This is a genomic window from Porphyromonas sp. oral taxon 278 str. W7784 (assembly GCF_000467855.2).
Classification (GTDB): Bacteria; Bacteroidota; Bacteroidia; order Bacteroidales; family Porphyromonadaceae; genus Porphyromonas.
This window is the reverse complement of the sequence record NZ_KI259257.1, coordinates 18,635-40,138: the sequence shown is the minus strand read 5'-3', so window position 1 is coordinate 40,138 and position 21,504 is coordinate 18,635. Positions and strand designations below refer to the sequence as shown.

Below are 21,504 nucleotides of genomic sequence, written 5' to 3'. Positions count from 1 at the left end.
CTACTGCAGCCCTATGAACGAGAATAATCCCTTCGCTCCCGCCGAAGCGCTCAAGACCGTCTTCATCGCCTACAATCAGGCTTATCATGAGCTGATCCTACGTCTGCTCTCTCGCCAAGGACTACGAGGCTATACCTCGTGGGAGCGAGCTGAAGGGCGGGGAACGACCTCGGGCGAACCCCATATCGGGAGCCATGCTTGGCCGACGATGAATTCGGCGATGCTCGTAGTGGCGCCCGCCACTCGTGTTCCAGACCTCCTCAAGGCTCTGAAGGCGCTGGATGATGCTACGCCAGATCAGGGCCTGCGTGCCTTTGTCTGGTCGGTAGAGGCTACGATTTAGCCTCGGCACTTTCCCGTCTACCTTGCTCCGTGGCGTAGTGATACGCCCGCAGTCTACGCCCCAGATCCCCTTTAGCTAGCGGGATCTGGGGCGTGGTCTTTCCTGAAAGAAGGCTTGGGTGCTCCCGTCGGTAGGTTTCGTTCCTTTTGAAGCGAGGCTTGGCTTTCCTTGAAAGGGAATTCGATCGATCTCGTGCTGAGGCATGAGTTTTCCTGTAGTACGACCTCGCTTTTCATGAAATTAGGTTCGGTTTATCCTATACTGATTCGAAGCTTTCTTATTACCTAGGCTTCGGCTTTCTCTTATAAATAGGGCAGGTCTAAGGGGATGGCCTATCTTTGTAGCCAGAATTCATTCATCCTTAGATACAAACTCCTATTCACTATGCGAACGAACTACGCTCGTCTGCGTAAACTATTCGGAGCGCTTTCACTCTCACTCGCGGGGATCTTTTCCGCAGAGGGCGCTGTGGCTCTGGATAGTCTTCAGCTCATTCCTCGTCCCGTCTCGGTCTCTTACACCAAGGGGACGCTGACTTTGCCTAAGCGTCTGACGCTCTCTGCCCATACGCCACGGGTGCTCCGTGATGGACTCGCAGGGCTTTCGCTTGCGACGACCGAGGCGAAGGGTCGTACCTCGAGCTTTATTCGCTCACGTATCGACCCCTCGGTACAGGGTAGAGAGGGCTATCGTCTGACCATCGGTGCTCGGGGTATCGATCTCGTCGCTCGTGATGAAGCTGGACTTCGTCAGGGCGCACAGAGTCTATTGCAGATCATCGGGCAGTACGGCGCTCGTCTGCCTCAGCTCTCCATCGTCGACTCTGCCCGTATGGCCTACCGAGGTGTGATGCTGGATGTCTCCCGTCACTTCATGAAGACGGACATGATCATCCGTCTGCTTGACGAGATGGCACGATACAAGCTCAACCGATTCCATTGGCATCTCGTCGACGGTGGCGGGTGGCGCTTCCCCTCAGAGAAGTATCCTCTGCTGACGAAGAAGGCCGCTTTCCGCACCGAGAGCGATTGGGACAAGTGGTGGCAGAAGGATCGTCGCTTCGTCGATGAAGGTACTCCAGGGGCTTATGGTGGCTACTATACTAAGGAGGAGATCCAGCGTGTCGTCCGTCATGCCGACCGACTGGGGATCACAGTGATACCAGAGATCGAGCTCCCTGGCCATAGCAACGAGCTCTTCTCGGCGTATCCCGAGCTGAGCTGTCTCGATGGCTGGGCCTTCGAGAACTCTGATGTATGTATTGGCAATAAGAAGACCTTCACCTTCTTTGAGGCGATCCTCGATGAAGTCATGGCACTCTTCCCCTCCAAGTACATTCATATCGGCGGGGACGAAGCTACGATGCGCCACTGGGGTGACTGCCCCAAGTGCACCGAGCGTAAGCGTGTCGAGGGCCTCAAGGACGATCATGAGCTCCAGAGCTACATGATACGGCGTATCGAGAAATATCTCAATAGCAAGGGACGTAAGCTCATCGGCTGGGACGAGATCCTGATGGGCGGACTCGCTCCAGACGCTACGGTCATGAGTTGGCGTGGTGAAGAAGGTGGGATCAAGGCGGCAAAAGAGGGTCATGATGTCATCCTCACGCCCGGGAGTCACGTCTATCTCGACTTCTATCAAAGAGAAGCCGATGGCGAACCACGTGCTAACGGGGGCTTCACTACCCTAGAGAAGGTCTACTCCTACAATCCCATGCCTAAGGAACTCACGGCAAACGAGGCTAAACATATCCTCGGAGTGCAGGCCAATCTCTGGACAGAATACGTCCTGGATGAGGCACATGCCGAGTACATGCTCTTCCCACGAGTGCTGGCACTGGCTGAAGTCGCATGGTCACCACAGGCCGATCGTGACTATGCTAGCTTCCTACGCCGTACGAACTATCACGTACCTGCCCTCCTCAAGCGTGGTGTGAATGCCTATCCTCTACGACATATCGCTGCGCTCAACGAAGTAGATACCGCCCGTCGTGAGGTGTCCGTTCGCCTGATGAGTGAGCGTCCCGCAGCCGAGATCCGCTATACTGTGGATGGCTCTATCCCGACAGCTTCGTCACCGGTGTATGATGGTCGCCCGATCGTATCCCGTGATTCGATCCTCCTGGTCGCACGACTCTTCGACGGAGGGAAGGCACTTGACGTCCCCGATCTACGCTTCCGCACTGACTACCATAAGGGGATCGGGAAGGAGATCACCTACAACGACTGCTCGTGGAATGAGAAGTATCCCGCCGGAGGTGAGCGTGCGCTCCTCGATGGTGTCCGTGGTACGCCTACCTATCTAGACGGTCGCTGGCAGGGCTTTACCTCACCTCTCGACGTCACTATCGACTTAGGTCGGGAGGAAGAGCTTAGTCATATCTTCGCCAAGTTCATGCAAGAGCGCATCCAGTGGGTGTACATGCCTGGGGAAGTAGAGGTACTCTTGAGTAGCGATGGCGTGAACTTCCGCAGTGTCGTCAAGCAATCCACCCGCACGAGTGAGGAGATCTACCAGCCCGTCTTTGAGACCTTCTCCTTCCCCATGAAGGAACGTGCTCGCTACGTACGTCTACGGGCTTCGAATGATCGACCCAAGGGGAACTTCATCTTCTGCGATGAGATCGTGATCCACTAGAGAAGGGCTCTCCCTTCACCCGCTAGCCCCAAGCGCTAGCTAGCGAAGCTCCCATGCTGGTAGCCGTGATCCCCTCGAGGTGTCACCTGCCGAGCATGGGAGCTTTGTCTTTGGTTCCCCGCTCAGCCTCTGCAGAGCGGGGAAGTCATCTCAATAGATACGGGAGCTGATTACTAGTAAAGGAAGAGGTCATTACGAGAGAAGAGGGAGACCGCTACAGGTGATGGCTTCACCGATCAGCTGATGGGCGGGCTGTCGTGGCTTGCTTGAGCCTTAGCCTTGTCCCGTGATCGCTCGTACCACTACGCTTGAGGGAAGCGCCCTTCGCCTGCATTCAGGGCACCCGCTACAGAGGACGGAGGCGGGGGCTACGGGAAGGTGAGAAGCTCATTCCTCGGGTATTGCTTCTGATTCTGTACCTTTGTCCCATATTTCATACTAATAGTAAGCACAGAGAAAGATGACACTTTCGCATCCCTATCGACGCCTTCTGCTCCTCTCGATGGCCCTTCTTCTGGTCTATATCGGAGGAAGTGCGCAGGGAAATCGACGTATACGTGAGCACGAGGTGCAGCGTGAAGAGACCGTCTACAGCATAGCACGCAAGTATAATGTGCCGATCGAGAAGGTATATGAACTCAATCCTTGGGCTCGTCAGCAGATCAAGGTGGGGGATAAGCTCATCATCCCCTCCGCTTCAGCGACCACTCCTCAGGCAGCTACCTCGCAGAAGGGACGGAAGCACCGAGTAGAGTCCGGTGAGACGCTCTACGGGATCAGCCGTAACTACGGTATCGACCTCGTGGATCTGCTACGTGCTAACCCTGGCGTCACCTCCACTAACGTCCAGGTGGGCATGGAGCTCGTCATCCCATCGGCTAAGGCCGACAGCCCCGTCATCAGCGATCCTGCCCCCGCTCCACAGGAGCCCACGGCCCCATCACAGGTAGCTGCTGGCCAGACACGCATACTCATGCTCCTTCCTCTCAAGCAGGACAAGCACTATGTAGAGTTCTACGAGGGCTTCCTCCTCGGGATGTACCAGCTGAAGAAGGCTGGTATCTCCATGCAGTTGACGACACTTGACGTCCCCAGTGACGCTGCACTCAACGCCTATATAGAGGAAGGAAAGCTCCGAGGTAAGGATCTTGTCTTCGGCGGTGTCACGGAGAGTCAGATCCGAGCTATCGCAGGCGCTTCCGGCTATAGCTACTATGTCATCCCCTTCAGCAAGGCTGGCGCTCTGGAGACAGGGGATGGTCGGGTCGTCCTAGCGAATGCTCACACGGCGACTATCCTTGGGCGAGTGATCCCAGCTTTCGTACAGCGCTACCGAGGTAAGGAAGTTATCTTCACCCATCGCTCGGGAGACACGGAGGATAGCTTCGTGACGCAGCTTCGCACAGCCCTCAGTCGGGCAGGCGTCTCCAGCCGATCCATCGAGGTCGGTCGAGGTGCAGTCGGTGGCTTGGGTAATAATGCCGTCGTCGTCCCCATCTCACCCGACCGCAATCTAGCTCTAGCGACCATGGCCGCTATCGGTACTCAGACGGCGGGTATCAGCCTCTTCGGCTACCCTCAGTGGCAATCCTACGGGCCGAACTTCCAGCAGAGCCTCCGTCGCTACAATACGACGATCTACTCCAGCTTCTTCTTTGACCCCACACTCCCTGAAGCGAAGGACTTCCTGAGCCAATTCACGGGCTGGTTTAGCCACAAGGTGAGCAACTCTTACCCGAAGTACAGCGTCCTGGGCTATGATCTGGCTCGCTACTTCATCCGTGCTTACTCGATGTATGGCCAGAATTTCGTCAGCAACATGTCGTCCATCCCCTCCGACGGACTACAGCTGGACTTCCATCTACAGCGTGGCGAAGGGAATATCTACACCAACGACCGCTTCTTCTTCGTCAACTATCCTTCCTCAGGCGCTATACTCCGTGAAGCTCATTAGTCGTCAGTCGCTCCTTGCTCTCCTGCTATCGCTCCTCCTCGTGCCTTCACTCTGGGCGCAGGGAGAGGCAAAAGAGCCCTTCTCTCAGTCACTCTCCATCGGAGTTCATGGGGGAATAGCGGCGAGTCGCTTCACATTCGTGCCCTCGGTACGTCAGCGTATCCATGTGGGTTACGTAGGAGGTCTGGCTCTGCGCTACGATATCGAGCGAGGCGCTTCCCTACAGATGGAGTTCAACTACCTACGGGGCGGGTGGCAGGAGAAGTATGATGCGCTGGCGACTCGCTACACTCGGCATATCGACTATCTGGAGCTCCCGATCCTATCGCATCTATATTTTCGCTCGGGTGGCACGCGTCTCTTCCTCAATCTAGGCCCCTTCGTCGGCTATCAGCTCGCTGAATCCTCCGAAGTATCAGGTGAGGCGAACATGAGTGAGCGTGATCTGGCTCGCCATCAGATGGCAGTCACTGACCGCCTTTTCTGGGGACTCGGTGGTGGACCAGGGGTAAGTGTCGCCCTCGGTGCACGTCAGCGGATCGAGCTCGAAGGGCGATTCGTCTACGGACTAGGGAATATCTGGAGCGCACGAAGAGGCTCGGCCTACGTCCAGTCTTCGGAGATGCGCTTCGGTGCTACGCTCAACTACTTCTTCCGTCTCTAAAGATCGGGGAAGAGCGTACGCCAAGGCAAAGCAGAATTTCGCTATCTTTGCCCCCGTCTGGAGCGCTTACAAGCTCCGTGACATCGGCCCTCGTAGTTCAACGGATAGAACAAGAATTTCCTAAATTTTAGATAGCAGTTCGATTCTGCTCGGGGGTACACCAGCGTGTCATCAGTCACGTCGCTCAGCCTTATCCATAGGCGAAGGCATCTCTAGCGGACGATTTGGCGGACGACATAGGCCGATGAAGGAGCGCTCTCCCGATCACTCACATCGATCGACAAGCGACTCTGCCTCATCTCAACCCACCAGAGCGGGGAAGTCTTCGGACTTCTCCGCTCTGCTTTTATAGATACATGGGGTAGGGAATGCTTATGGCTTTGGGAGAGGCTCCATAGAAGGCACTTCTTCTTGCCGTAAAATGGCTTTGAGATAAAAGGAAAGACCTCGTGGAATTATAGGTAAGTCTGACGGCCTTATCTTGAAGTGAGTCGGGTGGGGACAGGATAGAGGAAGGCAACTGTCCGGATATTCCGGATAGTTCGATTTGAAGGGGATGCTCTGGTAGTGGGTTGATTCCTCGGTGCCGGTGGAGCTTTGGGTCGTAGGCAGAGGTAGATCGTTCCCCCGCTTATTATAGATGTATGATTCGGGAGGTTTGTGTTTCCTCCTGCCTTTGCTGATGAGCCTCTCTCGATAGCGCCCTCTCTGCGGAATGGTAGCCTGCAGAGGGGGCGCTTTCTGTGGTGTGTAGGCGGGCGGAGCACGCTCACTGTGCCCACTGCTACCAGCCCATCAACAGAATAACGAAAAGTAGCTACCTTTGTACCGAGCGTCACTAGTTCGCTCTGACTGAAAAGAAGACAATCAGTATGTCCCGTTTTGAGCTCCCCGATCTCCTTATCCCGAGGGGGCGAGTGCGGGACAGAATACGACAACGGTAATAGATGAAACATAAGATCAAGCCCTGGCTGTGGCTGGCATTCTCGCTCGTCTGGCTGGGCATCTTAGGCGGTATCTTCGCCATTTCTATGGGCTGGATAGGTTACCTTCCTCCTATTGAGCAGCTCCAAAACCCTATTGACAAGTACGCTTCCCAGATATTAGCTTCCGACGGGGAGGTGATCGGGTCGTTTGCTCATGGCGGATCGAACCGCGTCCTCGTGGACTACAAGGATCTTTCTCCTAATCTTGTCAAAGCGCTTATAGCCACAGAGGACGTTCGCTTCGAGAACCACTCGGGGATTGATTTCCGTTCGCTCGCCCGTGCTATCTTTAAAACAGGGATCCTCCAGCAGAAGAGTGCAGGGGGTGGTAGCACACTGACGCAGCAGTTGGCTAAGATGCTCTACTCGCCACCTAGCTCTAATTTCTTCACCCGTATGATGAAGAAGCCCGTCGAGTGGGTCATTGCTGCCAAGCTCGAACGCTTCTATACCAAGGAGGAGATCCTAGCGATGTACCTCAATCAGTTTGATTTCCTCTACAACGCTGTAGGGATCAAGTCGGCGGCTTTCACGTACTTCGGCAAGACGCCTGCTGAACTCAAGGTCGAGGAAGCGGCCGTCCTCGTCGGGATGTGCAAGAACCCATCCACCTACAATCCCGTACTTCGAGCCAATAGTCCCTTACCGATGGAGCGACGTAATACGGTCTTCCAGCAGATGGAGAAGGCAGGCTACCTCACTTCTCGTGAAGTCGACTCCCTGTCTCGCCTGCCAATTCGTACCTCATTTCATCGTATGGACCACAAGCAGGGCATAGCTCCCTACTTCCGTGAGCATCTGAGCAAGGTCATGATGGCGAATAAACCTGACCGAAGTGACTACGCTTCTTGGCAGTATGCCAAGTTCAGAGACGACAGCATTCAGTGGGAGACGAACCCGCTCTATGGCTGGTGCAACAAGAATCGCAAGTCCGACGGCTCCCCCTATAATATCTACACCGATGGTCTGAAGATCTATACGACGATCAATCCCGTGATGCAACGCTACGCCGAAGAGGCAATGCAGGAGCACATGGCAGGTCATCTCCAGCCCGCCTTCGACAGAGAGCGCCTGGCACGTGGCGGAGATCCCTTCAGTCCCTCCATATCAGCCGACCAGCGCAAGAAGATACTTGACCGTGCGATGCGTCAGTCTGAACGCTGGCGTCTCAGCAAGGAGGATGGGCTATCGGACGAAGAGATCCGCTCACAGTTCCATAGGAAGACGAAGATGCAGGTGTGGTCATGGCAGGGGACACGGGATACGGTGATGACGCCATTGGATTCGATCCGCTACATGAAGGGGATACTTCGCTCGGGCTTCATAGCGATGAACCCACACAATGGCTATGTGCTGGCCTACGTGGGCGATATCAACTTCTCCCAGTTCCAGTACGACATGGTCTCGGATGGTCGCCGTCAGACGGGGTCGATCATCAAGCCTTATCTCTATTCTCTAGCGATGATCGACGGGGCTTCCCCCTGCGATCAGGTGCTCCACGTGCAGCGCACCTACCGACTAGATAATGGTCAGACCTGGACACCTCGTAATGCCAACCACCGTCGTATAGGAGAGATGGTCTCAATTCAATGGGGACTACAGAATTCGGATAACTGGGTGACGGCCGAACTCATGAGTCGCACCTCGCCGATTACCTTCAAGCGCCTCCTGGAGAGCTATGGTCTCCGTGGTCCTATCGAAGCAACGATGGCGATGTCTCTTGGTACGCCTGAGGCGACTGTAGGAGAGATGGTCTCGGGCTACACGACCTTCGTCAATGATGGGGTGCGTGTCGACCCTGTCCTGGTTACTCAGATCGAGGATATGCATGGCAATATCGTAGCGACCTTCACGCCAAAGATGACCGAAGTTCTTACTGCTGACGCTGCGCATAAGATGCTCTACATGCTCCAGAATGTCATCAACGGCGGGACGGGGGGCCGTCTTCGCTCCTCCTTTGGCCTGCAGATGCCTCTGGGCGGTAAGACAGGGACGACGCAGAATAATAGTGATGCGTGGTTCATGGGCTTCTCACCTGACCTGGTAGCTGGCTGTTGGGTCGGAGGTGAAGAGCGTAGTATCCGCTTCAGTTCTATGGCATTCGGTCAAGGGGCTGCGGCAGCTCTGCCTATCTTCGGTAAGTTCATGAAGAAGGTTTATTCGGATAAGACGCTCGGCTATCTAGTAGGTATCCCCTTCCAGATACCGCCAGGCTTCTCGCCCTGCTATGATGCGGGGATTGGAGATGACGAAGCTGTCGAAGTCTTCGAAGGCGAACCGAGCGAAAGTCCCGAATCATCCCCACCCATTGACTTTTAGATGAGTGGGGTGGGGACGGCCTCTTCGAAGGCGCTTTACCTGACCCCTCCCCGCTGCTACTATACAAGCAAGGCCCTTGGACCAATCTGGTTCAAGGGCCTTGCTTATTAAGTCGCCTGCGTTGTATGAGTCATCCCCTCTGGTTCTCCAGCTCAGATAGCCTCGGCTCACAGTTCCAAAGGTAAAGGAGAATAGCTTCGATGGATCTACGCCACAGCTTCGACAGCAGGGCTTCTCCGTTGGGATGGCTTCTGCTTACTGCTTAGTTGGATCTATGTCACAACTGAGGTGGCTGGGGATCTCTATTTGGTGAGCTTGTGCTTATGATTTGGGGAGGCTTGACGTGTAGCTTCGGTGGTTTGCTTCTACAGGTAGAGAGGTCTCACTTTATAGCTTGGTGAGTCTCAGCTTGTAGCTTTGTAGGTTTCGCTGTCTGGCTTAGCTCGAGGAGCTTATAAAAGAAAGCACTCTTGGCTTTCGGTAAGCTGTGGGGCGGGGTCCGAGTAGATGGCTACCCCATAAAAGCGAGAAACATCCCAAGATCACCTTAGTGAATCTTAGAATGCCTCATCAAACAAATACACATCAAAACTATGGAAACCTATTGGAGCGGAAGACGGGACTCGAACCCGCGACCCTAACCTTGGCAAGGTTATGCTCTACCAACTGAGCTACTTCCGCATGTCAACTTTGCTTTCAGAGTGGTTTGCCTTTCTCTTTTGCGTTGCAAAGATACGATGACTTTTTGAATTGACCAAATCTCCCGTGAAATTTCTTTCATCATCTCCTTCTGCCGTCCCCTGAACTGCTCAGTGGCTGGACGAGGATCAAGGGCTAAACTGTGCCTTAGATCAGCTCCTTCTCTCGATACTAGTTTGGGGAGATGAGTTAGTTATCAATAACTTCTACCCATCTCTATATGTGCCTAATGAGGGCGTACCCTGTACTCCTGAGGGTGAGTGAGATTGGGTGCCTAGCTCTTTGCCTGATGTGGTGTGGAGAAATGCTTGTGCAACGGGGGGCCGCTGTGGGCTTATCCACTCCTACATTAGCTTTGGGGGGCTTCTTCGTGTCGGGTAATGAGTCTTTCCGTCTGCTGTAAGGGGAGGTGCATTCTCCTATTGTTCATGGTCGATGTGACTGTACTCGGCACTGCGGAGTTGAGAGAAGGGTGCTCCCTCGTACGGTGTGGCTATGGCAGTGTGAACTGAGATAGGAGGGGACAGGACGGGATAGGAGCATAAAAGAAGCGACTCAGAGCATCACTCCTGACGGCTGTCTTCGGAGTGAACTCTGAGTCGCTTGGGCTTATCGTAGCTGAGCTATATGAGGCTCTTGGCTGTAGTGGATGACTTAGATAATATTACTATTCCAGTCACCACCATCCTCAATGTCCTCGATATCCCCACCTATGGAGAAGCTGACTAGGATATCCTGAGTCCCTTCGAGCTCAAGGAAAGCAGCTTCGGGACGCTCGTAGCGCTCTTTCTTCTGTTCTATATTCATCGTTCTTGTGTGCTTAGTGGGTTTGGATTATCCTCGCTTGATCTTGAACTCGTGCGATACGATCAGTCCATCACGCTTAAGAGGCTTGAGCTTCTGGCCGTCACCTGGTTTAGTGGTACCTGGACTACTTTCATAGAGGACGTGGAAGATAGGACCTTCGTTTCTACCATTTGAAGTCGTCTTGTTCAGCGGTAGGTAAACCGTCACATCCATTGAGTCTCCTGATTTAAGCTCTTTTTTTCGCACCTCCTTGCTGAACGTAGTGGTTACGTATCGCTGGGGATGATTACCAGTGCCAGGGTTCTGAACTACTGCAGGATGGATCAATACACCCTTATTCTTACCATCTTGATCGCCTTCATTGCGGTCAGGAGCTCCGAATACGAGGTCACCACGACCTACACCATCCACTCTTAGACCGATGATCTTGTGATCCTTGTAATCATTGTTGGTGATCTTAGCCTTGATAATTGAGCCGAGCATTCTGAGCTTTACGTTAGAGAAGCCGATCTTCCCATCACCTACACCCGAAGGCTTCACTTCATAGGCTACGAAGATAGGGCGAGTGATGGTCGAATTATCATCCTGAGATACCCAGTAGTTAATCTCCTTGCTTAGGTCCATCTCTTGCCCGACAGAGTAATTTGTAAGGCTAGGGGTGATGTCAGCGGTGCCCCAGTTGTCTGATTGCTGAAGAGCATAGGTCTCAAACCCAACGACAAGTGCCATGCGGAGTACCTCGGGGTCGGTGTAAACTCGCTTGCGGTCTTTGTGACCACCTGGTTGCATCTTGAGGTGATCCTGGAAGAAGCCAGTTCCATCTCTACCTTGGTCGGTCTTGAAGGAGAAGGAGCTGTGCCAGCGACCATCTGCACCCTTGAGACTAGTTACGTCGAGAGAGATCTCACGCATCACGTAGGGAGCTTCTTTACCTGTCTTCCCGTCGTCGTTGTAGAAGCATACGAGGGCTGGGATTGAGCCGGTCTTGAAGTAGGGCTTGTAGGAAGTGCCCCCATCCTTACCAGGGAAAGCCTGGAATTCCAGACCACGAGCCATCTCTTCTGGCAGGTCGATCTGTCCGCTGATAGAGATGCTTAGGCCGTCGTTAGCCTTCTGTTCCTGCTGTACGACTGGCTCATTGCTTTCCTTGTTACACGCACTGAGCAGGGCCAGCGAAGCAAGCATCAAAATACTTTTCTTCATTGAATGTTGTTTAATAACGGCTGTATGATTGCGTTTTCAGAGTACTTGTACTATACAGCTTGGCACAATACTCCTAGGATCACTCCATGTGAGTAGGTTGCTTACTCCTCCGATCCACTTGGGACTGCTGATAGGAGTAGAGCATAACCATAGCAATAGAGAAAACTTGATCGTCCTAGCAGAGTAAATAAAAGAGTGAGAGGAAGATAAAGATTGGGCCATCCTCGATCTTTTCTCTTGTAGTTCTATATCCCGTTTCCAATTGCAACACGAAGTTACAAAAAATAACCATTCGCACGCCTTTAGTTGCATCTATGGGGTGATTATATTTATCTATTTCTCGATTTCTTTATATCTCCCGCCCGATTACCTGCCATGCTCCCCTGGGCTACCTGACAGATGCGAGCAAAGAGAAGAAGCCCCCGACAAGAGTCTTTTGCTCTTGTCGGGGGCTTCACTTGCTGAGCGCCGGTGGGTGGGCGGAGGATGAGGGCTAAGCTCCTATGTGACCGCCACCCTCACTACCATGGTTGGGAGGCTGAGTTGTGCTGTCTTTCTTCTTGCCCTTCTTCTTACTCTGAGGTCTAGGCTCGATACGCTCGAAGGTAACATCATTGAGCTTGAAGAAGGATCTATTGGGGCGCAGGAGGACACGAGCACCGAGGATGTGCGTGGTAGCGTTGAAGTCGACCTCCTTGGCGACCGCTTTGCTCCTGAGGCTCGGGCACAAGCAGCCGAGACGTCCATATTCGACGGTCTCACCACCGGCCACTAGCCCCCGAGCCATATCGGCAGAGAGGTTGAGGATAGAGGCTACCTCCATGTAGTTGAAGGTCGTGTGCTCAGCGACTAAGTCGCAGAAGCGGGCGAACGAGACGCGGCCACGGACGCGAGCACGAGCGATACGTACGGTCTTACCGGCCTGCTTGCCGATCTTTAGTTTTCTTTCGCTGAGCGAATAGTTCATCGGATTGATTGCTCCCATGATTACATTTAGTATAAATGATGAGTAAAACGTGTTTTTTGTACCTCTTCTCTTGAGGACACTACAAAGGTAGATCGCCCCTGTCTGGCTGAAGTCCTAAAAGTGACAAAATGTACTTTTTCGGTCTCTAATGTGTGTTATCGCTCTGTTTCTCCTGTACTTACTGCCCCGGTAAGCCGTAGCTATGGCGCTTCGAGGCGGTAGGTCGGGGGTAGAACATAGGAGATCGGGGGCGTCACGCCCTTCGATCTAGCTCCGAGATATGGGCTGAAGGGGAGTGGAGGCGTCGAAGGCGCCGAGCGTAAATACTATCGGTGGGAAGCGCCCTTCGAATGACAAGGAGGAGCCTAGCGGGATGTCGCCCCGCTCATGAATAGAAAAGCAGGGAGGGATAAGCCGTATCGCTGGACTCAATATACTGAAGTCAATCGCTTCACCGTGGCAGACGAGCATGCGAATCAAGGAAGACGCCCTGCTCGAGGATGGGGTGTCTAGGCTAAGATGACCAAGAAGAAAAGGAGGAAGGATAGGATGACGACGCAGGCAGAGACTGACCGAAGAGCCCGATTGCGTACCAGATTGAGGTTGAATAGCGGAAGACCGAAGAAACTTAACCCCCACGGGACGATCAGATCAGTGTACTGAGCGTGCAGGAGTTCGAAGAAAATCCAAAAACTTAGCCGAGGATGCCCCGCTCGGCTCAGCCCAAAGTAGGGCGTTTCACCTGAGGACGTAGAGCTTGTTTCAGGAAGTGTGTAGAATTCTACCTCTTCATCCCTCTCCGCTTTGTGCTGAAGATTGTGCCATCCTCCAAAGTACTCGGTGGTGTAGACGGTAGGATCGCCCGCGATCTTGAGGTGGGCATCGTGGAGCTTTCTGCCAGAGCTTCGCCAACTCTCGACCACCCCCGTCTTATATATGAGGTGAGGGAGGGCCAAGCTACTTCTACGGAGGGCAACGATCTGAGTAGAAAGGGCGCAGAGTAGAAAGGCAACTCCTAGGATATTTGCTAGAGCGGGCTGCGCATGGAAGAACGACTGCAGGGGATTGATGGTCTTCGACATGGAATTTTATAGAGGATCGGGGAGTACTTCTTCTGTCTAGCGGTAGGCGATGTAGAGTGAGCGCCTCTTGCCCCGCCTAGTGATCTTGAGGTAGGTGCGAGTAGACTCCGTCTGGACGAGCCTATAGAGACCCATCTTGGGGCGCCAAAAGAGCCCCGTGAAGCCGAAATATCCGCCCGAGGCAAAGAGACGTAGCCCGCCGCTGAGCTCTAGTCCCGTGACTACCTCTATGTGATAGTCGGCGTGGCTGTAGGTCTTCGAGGTGAGCAGGCGTCGTAGCACGACACGCTCTCCGTCGTAGCTGAGTCTGACGGGCATCGAGACGATGGGCTCGATGAGCGCCGCTACCGCCGTCACTGCTATGAGCGTGTAGACGGTGATACCTATAGAGAAGAGGAGGAAATAAACAAGGAAAGCGAGAGCGATCAGTCCCAGAGCGGAGATGATCACCACACATCCCGAGTAGCGGAAGGAATATTGGATGCTCTTCATCATGTAATTAGCTCTCAGTTCTTCGGAGAAGTAGCCCGAAGTTCTTATTAGTGAGCTCATCCAAAGATAGCTAATTCGCTCCCCCCGACAGCCCTTCTATCGGAGGATCTATAGAGATGGCATCGGGGAGAGCAGTTAGGGAGCTAAGGCGTAGAGGGAGCTGAGCCTCCAGCCTATAGGACGCTAAGCCCTGAAGTCCCTGAGATCGGGCTAGAGTCGATTGTGCTCCTCGAGCTGCTTCTCGACCTTATTGAAGCGCTGACGGCCGAAGCTGTAGCTGAGCCGTAGGCTGACCTTACGACTCTCACCATAGCCCCAGGAGGCGAGTTGCAGAGCATCCTTCGTGCCGTAGCTATCCCAGCGCTCGGTGTGGAATATATCTGTCATCAGGAGCGACAGGCGAAGACGACCGCTCTGCCAGCTCCTATTGAGCCCGATATCCATACCACCCGTCGGCTTGCTCACCTCATAACTCCCTCCCTGACGTGCAGAGTAGTACCGAGCTGATAGCTCGAGGTTGATCCCCAGCGGGAGAAGGAGGCTATTGCTGGTGGAGAGGAAGCATGAGGGACGCCGATAGTCCTGCCGGTAGGTCTCGTAATGGAGCTGATTAGCGAAGTAATAAAAGCCCAGGTTGGTACTGAAGTCCCACCACGGAGTGAGGCGTCTGGAGAAGACGGCTTCGAGTCCGACCTGCTGCTGTGTCCCAATATTCTTCGTGGTCATGACCGTCTTGTCAGGGCCGAGTACATCGGTGAGGGAGGTGAAGTAGTCGTTGAGCTTACTATAGTAGAGGCTAAGCGACAGGTCACGCCACAGATAGTTGAGGATGAACTTGTGGCTGATCTGAGGCTTGAGGAAGGGATTCCCCTTCCAGTAGGTCAATTCATCCAGCAGGTATTCGAAGGGATTGAGGTCCTCGTATCTAGGTTTGTCCTGTCGGCGACTATAGAGGAGGGCGAGCTTATTCTTTGCGTTGATCGAGTAGGATAGACTGAGGTTGGGGAAGAGTCGTAGGTGATCCCCACGGCTTCGATCCGTAGCCTGAGAGGTGTGTGCCCGAAGTTCGCTCTGGGTATGCATGTACTCGAGCCGAAGACCAGCACTGAGTTCGAAGCGATCCCAGGTATGAGTGTACTGCGTGTAGCCCTCGATGTTGTGCTCATCGTAGCGGAAGCGATTGGAGCGCTGTGGATCGAGCGTCCCGTTCTTCTTGAAGAGGAAGGAATTATCGCTAGCGATGTGGGAGGCCTTCACCCCCAGAAGCCACTCAGACTGCGTGCTCGTCTGGAGCTTGTAGTCCGCTAGTAGGGCGTAGATATCGATATCCTTCTCGGGTTGCGAATAGAAGACGTCGGAGCGAATGAGCTGATCGGAGGGCGAATAGTAGTCGTTGGGCTGGTCACAGCGTGCCTTCCCGTCGAAGCGTGTCCAGTCAAGTGTGAGGGAGAGCTGCTGTCGGTCGGAGGGCTGATAGAGGTAATTGAGGCTATTGGCATACCGCAGGGTCTTCTGCTCGATATAGTTATTGCGGGCTTTGAGGCGACCATCGAGCGTCGTCATCCCCTTATAGAGGAGGGTCGTGGTATTGGTCTCACCGGGGCCAGAGAGGATATTCACCGAGCTCCCTACGAAGAACTTGCTCTTCGGTGCCACTTGCCACGAGAAGTCGATACCCGTAGCGTAGGTATTCCGCTTGTCTGTGTCGATGGTCTCTGACAGGCTCTTGTCGCCGTTTTGTACCTTCTCGTAGCCGTACCTCATCCCATGGTGGCCGAGGCTGTGGCTGTAGTTGAGCCCGAGTTGCCATTTACTTGTGTTGTAGGATAGGGCTAGGTCGGAGCTCTGCTTCAGGTGATCCCAGTAGGCGATGCTGTGTGAAGTGGTGAGGAAGAAGCCGGAGTGCTCCGAGGCTTTCAGTACAATGTTGATGATGCCACCGGCTCCATCCGCCCCGAAGCTTGCATTAGGGCTGGGGGAAGTCTCTATACGAGCGATCTTCGATGACGAGAGGGAGCGTAGGTAGGCTGCAAGTTCCTCACCCTGGAGCATCAGCTTCTTGCCGTTGACATAGACGGCAGTTCCGCCGATGGTGGCTAGCGAGATCTCCCCCTTATTACTCACAGAGATACCTGGAGCATGCCTGAGGACGTCCAGCGCATTACCGATATCGGTGAGGTAAGACTGGGCTACATGGATCTGTATCTTGCCGTGGGAGGTACTAGTCATCGGCCGAGACTTGCGGGCGGTGACTACGACATCCTTGAGCGAAACTTCCTCTGGCTCGAGCTGGATATCAGGGAGGCGCAGACCCGGAGTGCAGGAGATCCTTTGCTTAACCTCCTTATATCCGAGCGAACGGATACATAGAAGGAAGTCCCCTTCACGGGGAAGGAGGGAGAAGGCTCCCGTATCATCGGTAAGAGTGGATTCGACTAGGACACCCTGAGGTGTCGTGATGAGTAGGACAACTGCGCCGTCCATCGCTCCTCGATGTTCGTCGAGTATCCGCCCTGTGACCTTCTGCTGGGCTCTGGCTGACACGCTATAGCTGACGCTAATGAAGCAAAGGAGCAGGCGTAGGATGAATCGATTCATGGCGGTTAGTTTGTGATGGGAGGAGTATTGTCCTTCAGAGGGGAGGTGAACTTCGACCTCTTTAGGCGTTAGAATCTGAACAAATGTACAGAAATATAGAATTTCTGTCCCCTTTTATCCCGTAATTCTCGACGCTATTACAAGTAATGGTCGTAAACGCTACAAGTAATCGCAGAGGCTTTGATAAGTGATGCCAGCGAGGGTGATAGCTTCTTGATCCCAACTTAGCGAGTAATGCGCGCGACCTGATCGGGTAATGGGAGGGCTTCCTTCAAGCGACGGGGAACTTTAGAGTAAGAAAAAGGGAAAGGGGGTATGGGTGGTTTTACGTATATTTGCGTGTCATTCGTAGCCCGTCCCGTCGAGACCACCCGAGATGATCCACCTTAAACCAAGGATCGTGATCGGCTATGCCGAGGTTGCTTCTCTAAGGATCCAGCGGGTGCGTGGCTTAACAATCCATTTATTTAAACAGTACAAAATGAAGCTATTCAAGAATCTTGTTGCCTCAGCCTGCGCTCTGCTGGCTCTGGGTACTAGCCTCTCGGCTCAGGACCTTGGTAAGATCGGCTATCGTGCAGAAGCTGGTCTGACGCTGTCTCGCATCACATCGCTCGGTGTCAATCATGATGGCGACACTGGTGTCATGACTAAGAGCTTCCGTGTCGGTGCTAGTGTCATTCTGCCCTTCGAGAACACGATCTTCTCATTCAACCCAGGTCTCTATGTCATTGGCCGTGGCGAGGGTCAGAAGAACGTGATCGAGCCGGAGTATAAGAACGTCAAGATCCAGAACTATGCCCTTCAGCTACCTCTGGAAGTCTCGCTTAAGCTCCTCACTATCGGAGATGATCACCGAGTCTTCTTCAATGTCGCTCCTTATCTAGCCTATGGTCTCTCCGCCAAGCTGACTAATGATGGCAAGAATGTCAATGCAGCTAAGCCCGAGCAGGGGACAAGCCTCGACCTGTATAAGGAGAAGGCATTCGACCGCTTTGAAGTCGGCCTCGGTGCGAGCCTGATGTATCAGTACAAGCAGTTCTCACTCCGTGGTGGTATCGATGGTAGCCTGACGAAGTCTGTAGCGAAGAACCTCGGTACTCCCTACTATGTCACCGACGGTACGCCACGCTTCCTGACTGGCTATATCACGCTCGGTTACCAGTTCTAATAGGAGCGCCTAACTCTCCTAAATAGGAGCACCAAGTCTCCTAAGGATAAAATAGAGGCTCACCCGACCAATGTGTCGGGTGAGCCTCTATTCTTCTGTCGGGAGTTGTGGGGATGTTAGCCCTTATGCTCCGAGATGACTCGCTGGAGCTGTGCGATGAGTTCGGTGAGGGGCATACCACTCCGTTCGCTCATCATCGCCACGGTAGCCTTGGGGATCATGATGCGGGCTAGTGGCGTAGAGAGCATCTTGAAGGCGGGATTGATCTCGGGGAGCTTAGCTTTCAGCCAAGAGTGCTGCTCCAGCAGATCCTTGAGGCGAGTTGCTCCGGTGATCTCGGTAGCAGTCTTCGCTCTCTCTGGGGCGGATGCTTCGACAGCGGGGGTAGAAGTGCTTGCTTCGGCTTGGGGAGCTTCAGGGGCTTTGGGCGCATGGCTCGCTCCCTTCATGCAGGAGCAAGAGACATATTCGCTCTCTCCTTCGGCTTGCTTGTCCGTGGTGGATGGTGCTTCGGGGGCGGGAGTGGTTGCTGGAGCGGAGTATGGAGCGTCTGAGTGCTTCGAAGCTGCCTTATTACTCTTGTCCCATGAGAGGAGTGTACGGGAACCTTCGAGGCTACGGATGCGGGTACAATCCTGCATCATCTCGAGGATACCACGGAAGCGACCCTCTTCGTCACGCACAGCGACGTAGTAGATGTAGATGAAGAGCCCTGGCTTATTGATCCAGAAGTCGACTTCATCCTGCTCGCCACGACGGAACTTATCTATGATCTCTTCGACGAGATGCACGCTGGTGCGAGGGTGGCAATTCTTCACATCTCGCCCAATGACGTTCTTGCTCCGAGGGAAGACACGGTGGTCTGTGTCGGTGTAGAAACGTACGATCTCGTTCTCATCGACATAGGAGAAATCCACGGGCATGTGCTTGTAGACGAGGTTGATCTGCTCGAGGGTCATCTGTCCCGTAGCTACCTCAAGGAGTTGCCCTGGGGTGGACCCTCCTGTGAAGCCATACTTACCGAGGAGTGCTGCTAGATCGCTAGCGAAGCCAGCAGCTTCGGTGGCGGGTAGTGGCTTCTTGGACTCTTCTGTCCTATTCCCAGCTCCGACCTTGATCCAAGCGAAGCCGATCTCTCGGTCGCCCGCCTTCATCTCTTCGAATTCGTCGGGGCGGATCATAGCGAGCGATGTGGGATAGAGCACAGTCTCTTCCTTCTCGATTAGGTCAAGGATGTCGGCGACGATCACAGGCTGCATGGCGATGAACTCCTCCTCTCGGTCTTCCTCGAGTAGCCTACGAGCATCCCTCACTTCATCACGGATGAAGTCATCGAGGAGCCACATCGTCGTGGTGGGACGGTCGAAGCCCTTGCGCTCTAGGATCGAATAGAGCTGGTTCTGCTTGCGGGAGAGGTGAAGGCGGTGCTTGTGAAGCTCGTCGTAGAGCTCAAGCCATTGGTTCTTGATCACAGGGTACTGCGCCAGCTCCTCGACCTGCTTGAGAAGTCCTCGCATGGCATCATTCTCACGAATGTAGCACATGATGGGGTGATCTTCGGGAAGGTCGGGACGACTTCTATCGAGGACATCCTGGAAGAGGACCATCATCTGCTGGATATCTTCCTTGCGACACTCGTCGTCTTCGAAGGTCTTGAGCTCTTGTTCGGCGAGAGCGATCTCATAGGGGCGCAGGGTCTTCACTCGCTCTCTAAGGATAGCACGTGCCTCATCGAGAGGGAGGGCGCCGCTGAGGTATCTTTCCTTGACATCTAGGACGATGCGGAGCTTCTCCATGTCTACCTCAGGGAGGTTGTCTTTCATTTGTTCCATGGCGGAGGATGGGGGGATTAGAGGTTGATGAGATAGACGAAGAACTCGCTATCTACGAGGGCTTCGATGCCGATGAATACGTCGCCGTCGAAGCGCAGGAGTGTACCGGGGCTCAGCGTGTGCTCTTCGCTCTCGTTGAGGGTGGCCTTCACCTGTCCCTTGACGACACTGAAGAAGATGTCCTGCCCCTTGTGGTCGTGTGGGGCGATCTTCTTCCCCTTGGGGAGGTCTACGTGTACGACAGAGAGCTGGTCGTTACTGAGGATGTGTCCGAATTCGGAGATTTCTTGTCCAAGCATAGGTATTATGGAGACTAAGTAGGTGAGTTATTTACTTTTAATGTTTAGGAATAATCGGTTTTTCTTGATTATCCGTGCGGATCTATCCAAAGCCGATATTTCATTGTAAAGAAAACAAATTTCTGGCTATTCTCCTACCCGACACACGATGAGCTTCCCCGAGATAAGCAACAAGGGCTATCCCACTCGGTGGGATAGCCCTTGTTTAAAGCGACTTAGACGCTCGTCTGAGGAGCGCTTAGAAGTTGTAGGCCAGACCTAGGCCGAGGACTTCACGGAACTGTACCTTAGCGCCACGGATGTTGCCCTGATCGTCACGGGTCTTGATATTGTCATCGTAGACGAGGTTCGTCGTGAGCGTCGTGGAGAGGAACTTATTGATCTTGAAGGCGATCATCATATCCCAGTTCACGTCGATATTCCCGAAGTTCTTGTCGTACGAGGTGAAGAGGGTGAGCTTGGTCACGAGGTTGATGTTCTCAGCGAGCTTACGCTTGTAGTTAGCTACAGCTAGGGCACCGAGCTCAGCGAGCACCTTCTTACCTGGGGTGACACCGAAGGCACCTGCGTCGGAGAGCTTCTTGTCGAAGACGAAGGTCATCTTGCCCGTAGCAGGAGAGAGCATGAGGGAGAAGTCGTCGTTAGGCTTGTAGTCTGCCCCGATAGCGAGGGTCAGGTAGCCGGGAGCGAAGATCGTAGAGATGTACTTGTCCTTGTTCCCTGCGATGTTGGGGTTCGTCGAGGCATCGAAGCCACGGTCGAACTGTGAGAGGAAGTCACCGAGGGCAGAGATGCTCCAGTGCTTGCTCACGAAGCGACCGACCTTGGTGCTCAGATTGAGCTTGTCGACGCTCTTGAGCCACTTATTCGTCGAGGTGAAGGTCTTCCCGAAGTCGGTGACCAGGGCATTGTCCCAGCTCCAGGCTCCCTTCTTATAGTTAGCTGACGCATTGAGATAGAGGTTCCAAGCGACAGAGTTCTCACCCCCGGCAGCCCAGTTGGTCAGAGAGGTCTGGGCAAGGTTGAGGCCAGAGACGCCGGAGAACTTCCACGCCTTGGGAGCTTCCTCCTGAGGGGCAGCTTCCGTCTGAGCGCTTACACGACCCACCGAGAGGAGTAGGGAGAAAAGGATAAGAAATTTCTTCATTACTGTGTCCGATTATTGATAAAATTGAATGATTTACGGGGGCAAAAATACACATTTTCAGGTAGTCGGAAGGGGCTGAGCATCCTCCCCACGACCTTGGAAGCATCCTGGCGCTATCCCTTCGATCATTTCCCCGCATTTTGGCGGTGCTAGCGAAGGCGGTGTGACGGCGAAGAAGTGCCCTGACTCATTCCCCCGTTTTCCTGAGTGCATCCCAAGGTTTAGAGCCCCTGATACAGGCGGTCTCATTCACCCTCTTCGGGAGGGGCAAAAAGGGATCTACGGTAGGTCGTCTTGACGA

15 protein-coding genes and 2 tRNA genes are annotated in these 21,504 nt (G+C 53.8%); 7 read left to right on the top strand and 10 right to left on the bottom strand.

Annotated elements, in window-relative coordinates:
* Window positions 1-13: 13 nt before the first annotated feature.
* From HMPREF1556_RS06480 to HMPREF1556_RS06455, 6 genes are all read left to right on the top strand, one after another.
* Window positions 14-343, top strand: coding sequence for a PG0541 family transporter-associated protein (locus tag HMPREF1556_RS06480; protein WP_021667586.1), 330 nt, complete (start codon window positions 14-16; stop codon window positions 341-343).
* A gap of 384 nt (window positions 344-727) precedes the next feature.
* Window positions 728-2,983 carry a family 20 glycosylhydrolase gene (locus HMPREF1556_RS06475; RefSeq protein WP_044125362.1) on the top strand — a complete coding sequence of 752 codons (2,256 nt, stop codon included), beginning with the start codon at window positions 728-730 and terminating at the stop codon, window positions 2,981-2,983.
* Window positions 2,984-3,443: 460 nt separating this feature from the next.
* Entirely contained in the window at window positions 3,444-4,937 is a 1,494-nt protein-coding gene (locus tag HMPREF1556_RS06470) for a LysM peptidoglycan-binding domain-containing protein (RefSeq protein WP_044125361.1), read from the top strand.
* Complete coding sequence (locus HMPREF1556_RS06465; protein WP_021667583.1) at window positions 4,924-5,601, top strand: porin family protein; 678 nt, start codon at window positions 4,924-4,926, stop codon at window positions 5,599-5,601. The genes HMPREF1556_RS06470 and HMPREF1556_RS06465 overlap by 14 nt, the downstream gene beginning before the upstream one ends.
* A gap of 86 nt (window positions 5,602-5,687) precedes the next feature.
* Window positions 5,688-5,759: transfer RNA gene (locus tag HMPREF1556_RS06460), tRNA-Arg, on the top strand.
* 789 nt (window positions 5,760-6,548) lie between these two features.
* Window positions 6,549-8,906: a transglycosylase domain-containing protein gene (locus tag HMPREF1556_RS06455; protein WP_021667582.1), complete on the top strand. Its 2,358-nt coding sequence runs from the start codon at window positions 6,549-6,551 to the stop codon at window positions 8,904-8,906.
* Between the two features lie 605 nt (window positions 8,907-9,511).
* On the opposite strand, the gene HMPREF1556_RS06450 is transcribed toward HMPREF1556_RS06455, so the two are convergent.
* The 7 genes from HMPREF1556_RS06450 to HMPREF1556_RS06425 all read right to left on the bottom strand — a co-directional run bounded on the left by HMPREF1556_RS06450 (window position 9,512) and on the right by HMPREF1556_RS06425 (window position 16,754).
* Window positions 9,512-9,587, bottom strand: a tRNA-Gly gene (locus HMPREF1556_RS06450).
* Window positions 9,588-10,259: 672 nt separating this feature from the next.
* Window positions 10,260-10,412 (bottom strand): hypothetical protein, encoded by a 153-nt coding sequence (locus tag HMPREF1556_RS08685; RefSeq protein WP_021667581.1) that lies wholly within the window; start codon window positions 10,410-10,412, stop codon window positions 10,260-10,262.
* Window positions 10,413-10,439: 27 nt separating this feature from the next.
* Window positions 10,440-11,615, bottom strand: a complete 1,176-nt coding sequence (locus HMPREF1556_RS06445; RefSeq protein ID WP_021667580.1) for a hypothetical protein — start codon at window positions 11,613-11,615, stop codon at window positions 10,440-10,442.
* 493 nt (window positions 11,616-12,108) lie between these two features.
* Window positions 12,109-12,600 (bottom strand): DNA-binding protein, encoded by a 492-nt coding sequence (locus tag HMPREF1556_RS06440; protein WP_021667578.1) that lies wholly within the window; start codon window positions 12,598-12,600, stop codon window positions 12,109-12,111.
* Window positions 12,601-13,091: 491 nt separating this feature from the next.
* On the bottom strand, window positions 13,092-13,664 hold the full coding sequence (locus HMPREF1556_RS06435; RefSeq protein ID WP_021667576.1) for a hypothetical protein: 573 nt from the start codon (window positions 13,662-13,664) through the stop codon (window positions 13,092-13,094).
* 36 nt (window positions 13,665-13,700) lie between these two features.
* Complete coding sequence (locus tag HMPREF1556_RS08895; RefSeq protein ID WP_021667575.1) at window positions 13,701-14,216, bottom strand: hypothetical protein; 516 nt, start codon at window positions 14,214-14,216, stop codon at window positions 13,701-13,703.
* A 150-nt stretch (window positions 14,217-14,366) separates the two neighbouring features.
* Entirely contained in the window at window positions 14,367-16,754 is a 2,388-nt protein-coding gene (locus HMPREF1556_RS06425) for an outer membrane beta-barrel family protein (RefSeq protein WP_021667574.1), read from the bottom strand.
* A 481-nt stretch (window positions 16,755-17,235) separates the two neighbouring features.
* On the opposite strand from HMPREF1556_RS06425, the gene HMPREF1556_RS06420 reads away from it, so the two are divergent.
* Window positions 17,236-17,925, top strand: a complete 690-nt coding sequence (locus HMPREF1556_RS06420) for an outer membrane beta-barrel protein (protein WP_044125358.1) — start codon at window positions 17,236-17,238, stop codon at window positions 17,923-17,925.
* A gap of 116 nt (window positions 17,926-18,041) precedes the next feature.
* Here HMPREF1556_RS06420 and HMPREF1556_RS06415 read toward each other — a convergent pair whose 3' ends face one another.
* From HMPREF1556_RS06415 to HMPREF1556_RS06405, 3 genes are all read right to left on the bottom strand, one after another.
* Window positions 18,042-19,757, bottom strand: a complete 1,716-nt coding sequence (locus HMPREF1556_RS06415) for a DUF438 domain-containing protein (RefSeq protein ID WP_021667572.1) — start codon at window positions 19,755-19,757, stop codon at window positions 18,042-18,044.
* A gap of 17 nt (window positions 19,758-19,774) precedes the next feature.
* Window positions 19,775-20,056 (bottom strand): cupin domain-containing protein, encoded by a 282-nt coding sequence (locus tag HMPREF1556_RS06410; protein ID WP_021667571.1) that lies wholly within the window; start codon window positions 20,054-20,056, stop codon window positions 19,775-19,777.
* A 238-nt stretch (window positions 20,057-20,294) separates the two neighbouring features.
* Complete coding sequence (locus tag HMPREF1556_RS06405; RefSeq protein ID WP_021667570.1) at window positions 20,295-21,203, bottom strand: DUF3078 domain-containing protein; 909 nt, start codon at window positions 21,201-21,203, stop codon at window positions 20,295-20,297.
* Window positions 21,204-21,504 lie beyond the last annotated feature (301 nt).

What these genes read in the sequence shown, in the direction of transcription:
- HMPREF1556_RS06415 (WP_021667572.1), bottom strand. Translation starts at nt 19,757, where the DNA reads ATGGAACAAATGAAAGACAACCTCCCTGAGGTAGACATGGAGAAGCTC.
- HMPREF1556_RS06475 (WP_044125362.1), top strand. Translation starts at nt 728, where the DNA reads ATGCGAACGAACTACGCTCGTCTGCGTAAACTATTCGGAGCGCTTTCA.
- HMPREF1556_RS06480 (WP_021667586.1), top strand. Translation starts at nt 14, where the DNA reads ATGAACGAGAATAATCCCTTCGCTCCCGCCGAAGCGCTCAAGACCGTC.
- HMPREF1556_RS06425 (WP_021667574.1), bottom strand. Translation starts at nt 16,754, where the DNA reads ATGAATCGATTCATCCTACGCCTGCTCCTTTGCTTCATTAGCGTCAGC.
- HMPREF1556_RS06435 (WP_021667576.1), bottom strand. Translation starts at nt 13,664, where the DNA reads ATGTCGAAGACCATCAATCCCCTGCAGTCGTTCTTCCATGCGCAGCCC.
- HMPREF1556_RS06440 (WP_021667578.1), bottom strand. Translation starts at nt 12,600, where the DNA reads ATGGGAGCAATCAATCCGATGAACTATTCGCTCAGCGAAAGAAAACTA.
- HMPREF1556_RS06445 (WP_021667580.1), bottom strand. Translation starts at nt 11,615, where the DNA reads ATGAAGAAAAGTATTTTGATGCTTGCTTCGCTGGCCCTGCTCAGTGCG.
- HMPREF1556_RS06420 (WP_044125358.1), top strand. Translation starts at nt 17,236, where the DNA reads ATGAAGCTATTCAAGAATCTTGTTGCCTCAGCCTGCGCTCTGCTGGCT.
- HMPREF1556_RS06470 (WP_044125361.1), top strand. Translation starts at nt 3,444, where the DNA reads ATGACACTTTCGCATCCCTATCGACGCCTTCTGCTCCTCTCGATGGCC.
- HMPREF1556_RS08895 (WP_021667575.1), bottom strand. Translation starts at nt 14,216, where the DNA reads ATGAGCTCACTAATAAGAACTTCGGGCTACTTCTCCGAAGAACTGAGA.
- HMPREF1556_RS06455 (WP_021667582.1), top strand. Translation starts at nt 6,549, where the DNA reads ATGAAACATAAGATCAAGCCCTGGCTGTGGCTGGCATTCTCGCTCGTC.
- HMPREF1556_RS06410 (WP_021667571.1), bottom strand. Translation starts at nt 20,056, where the DNA reads ATGCTTGGACAAGAAATCTCCGAATTCGGACACATCCTCAGTAACGAC.
- HMPREF1556_RS06405 (WP_021667570.1), bottom strand. Translation starts at nt 21,203, where the DNA reads ATGAAGAAATTTCTTATCCTTTTCTCCCTACTCCTCTCGGTGGGTCGT.
- HMPREF1556_RS08685 (WP_021667581.1), bottom strand. Translation starts at nt 10,412, where the DNA reads ATGAATATAGAACAGAAGAAAGAGCGCTACGAGCGTCCCGAAGCTGCT.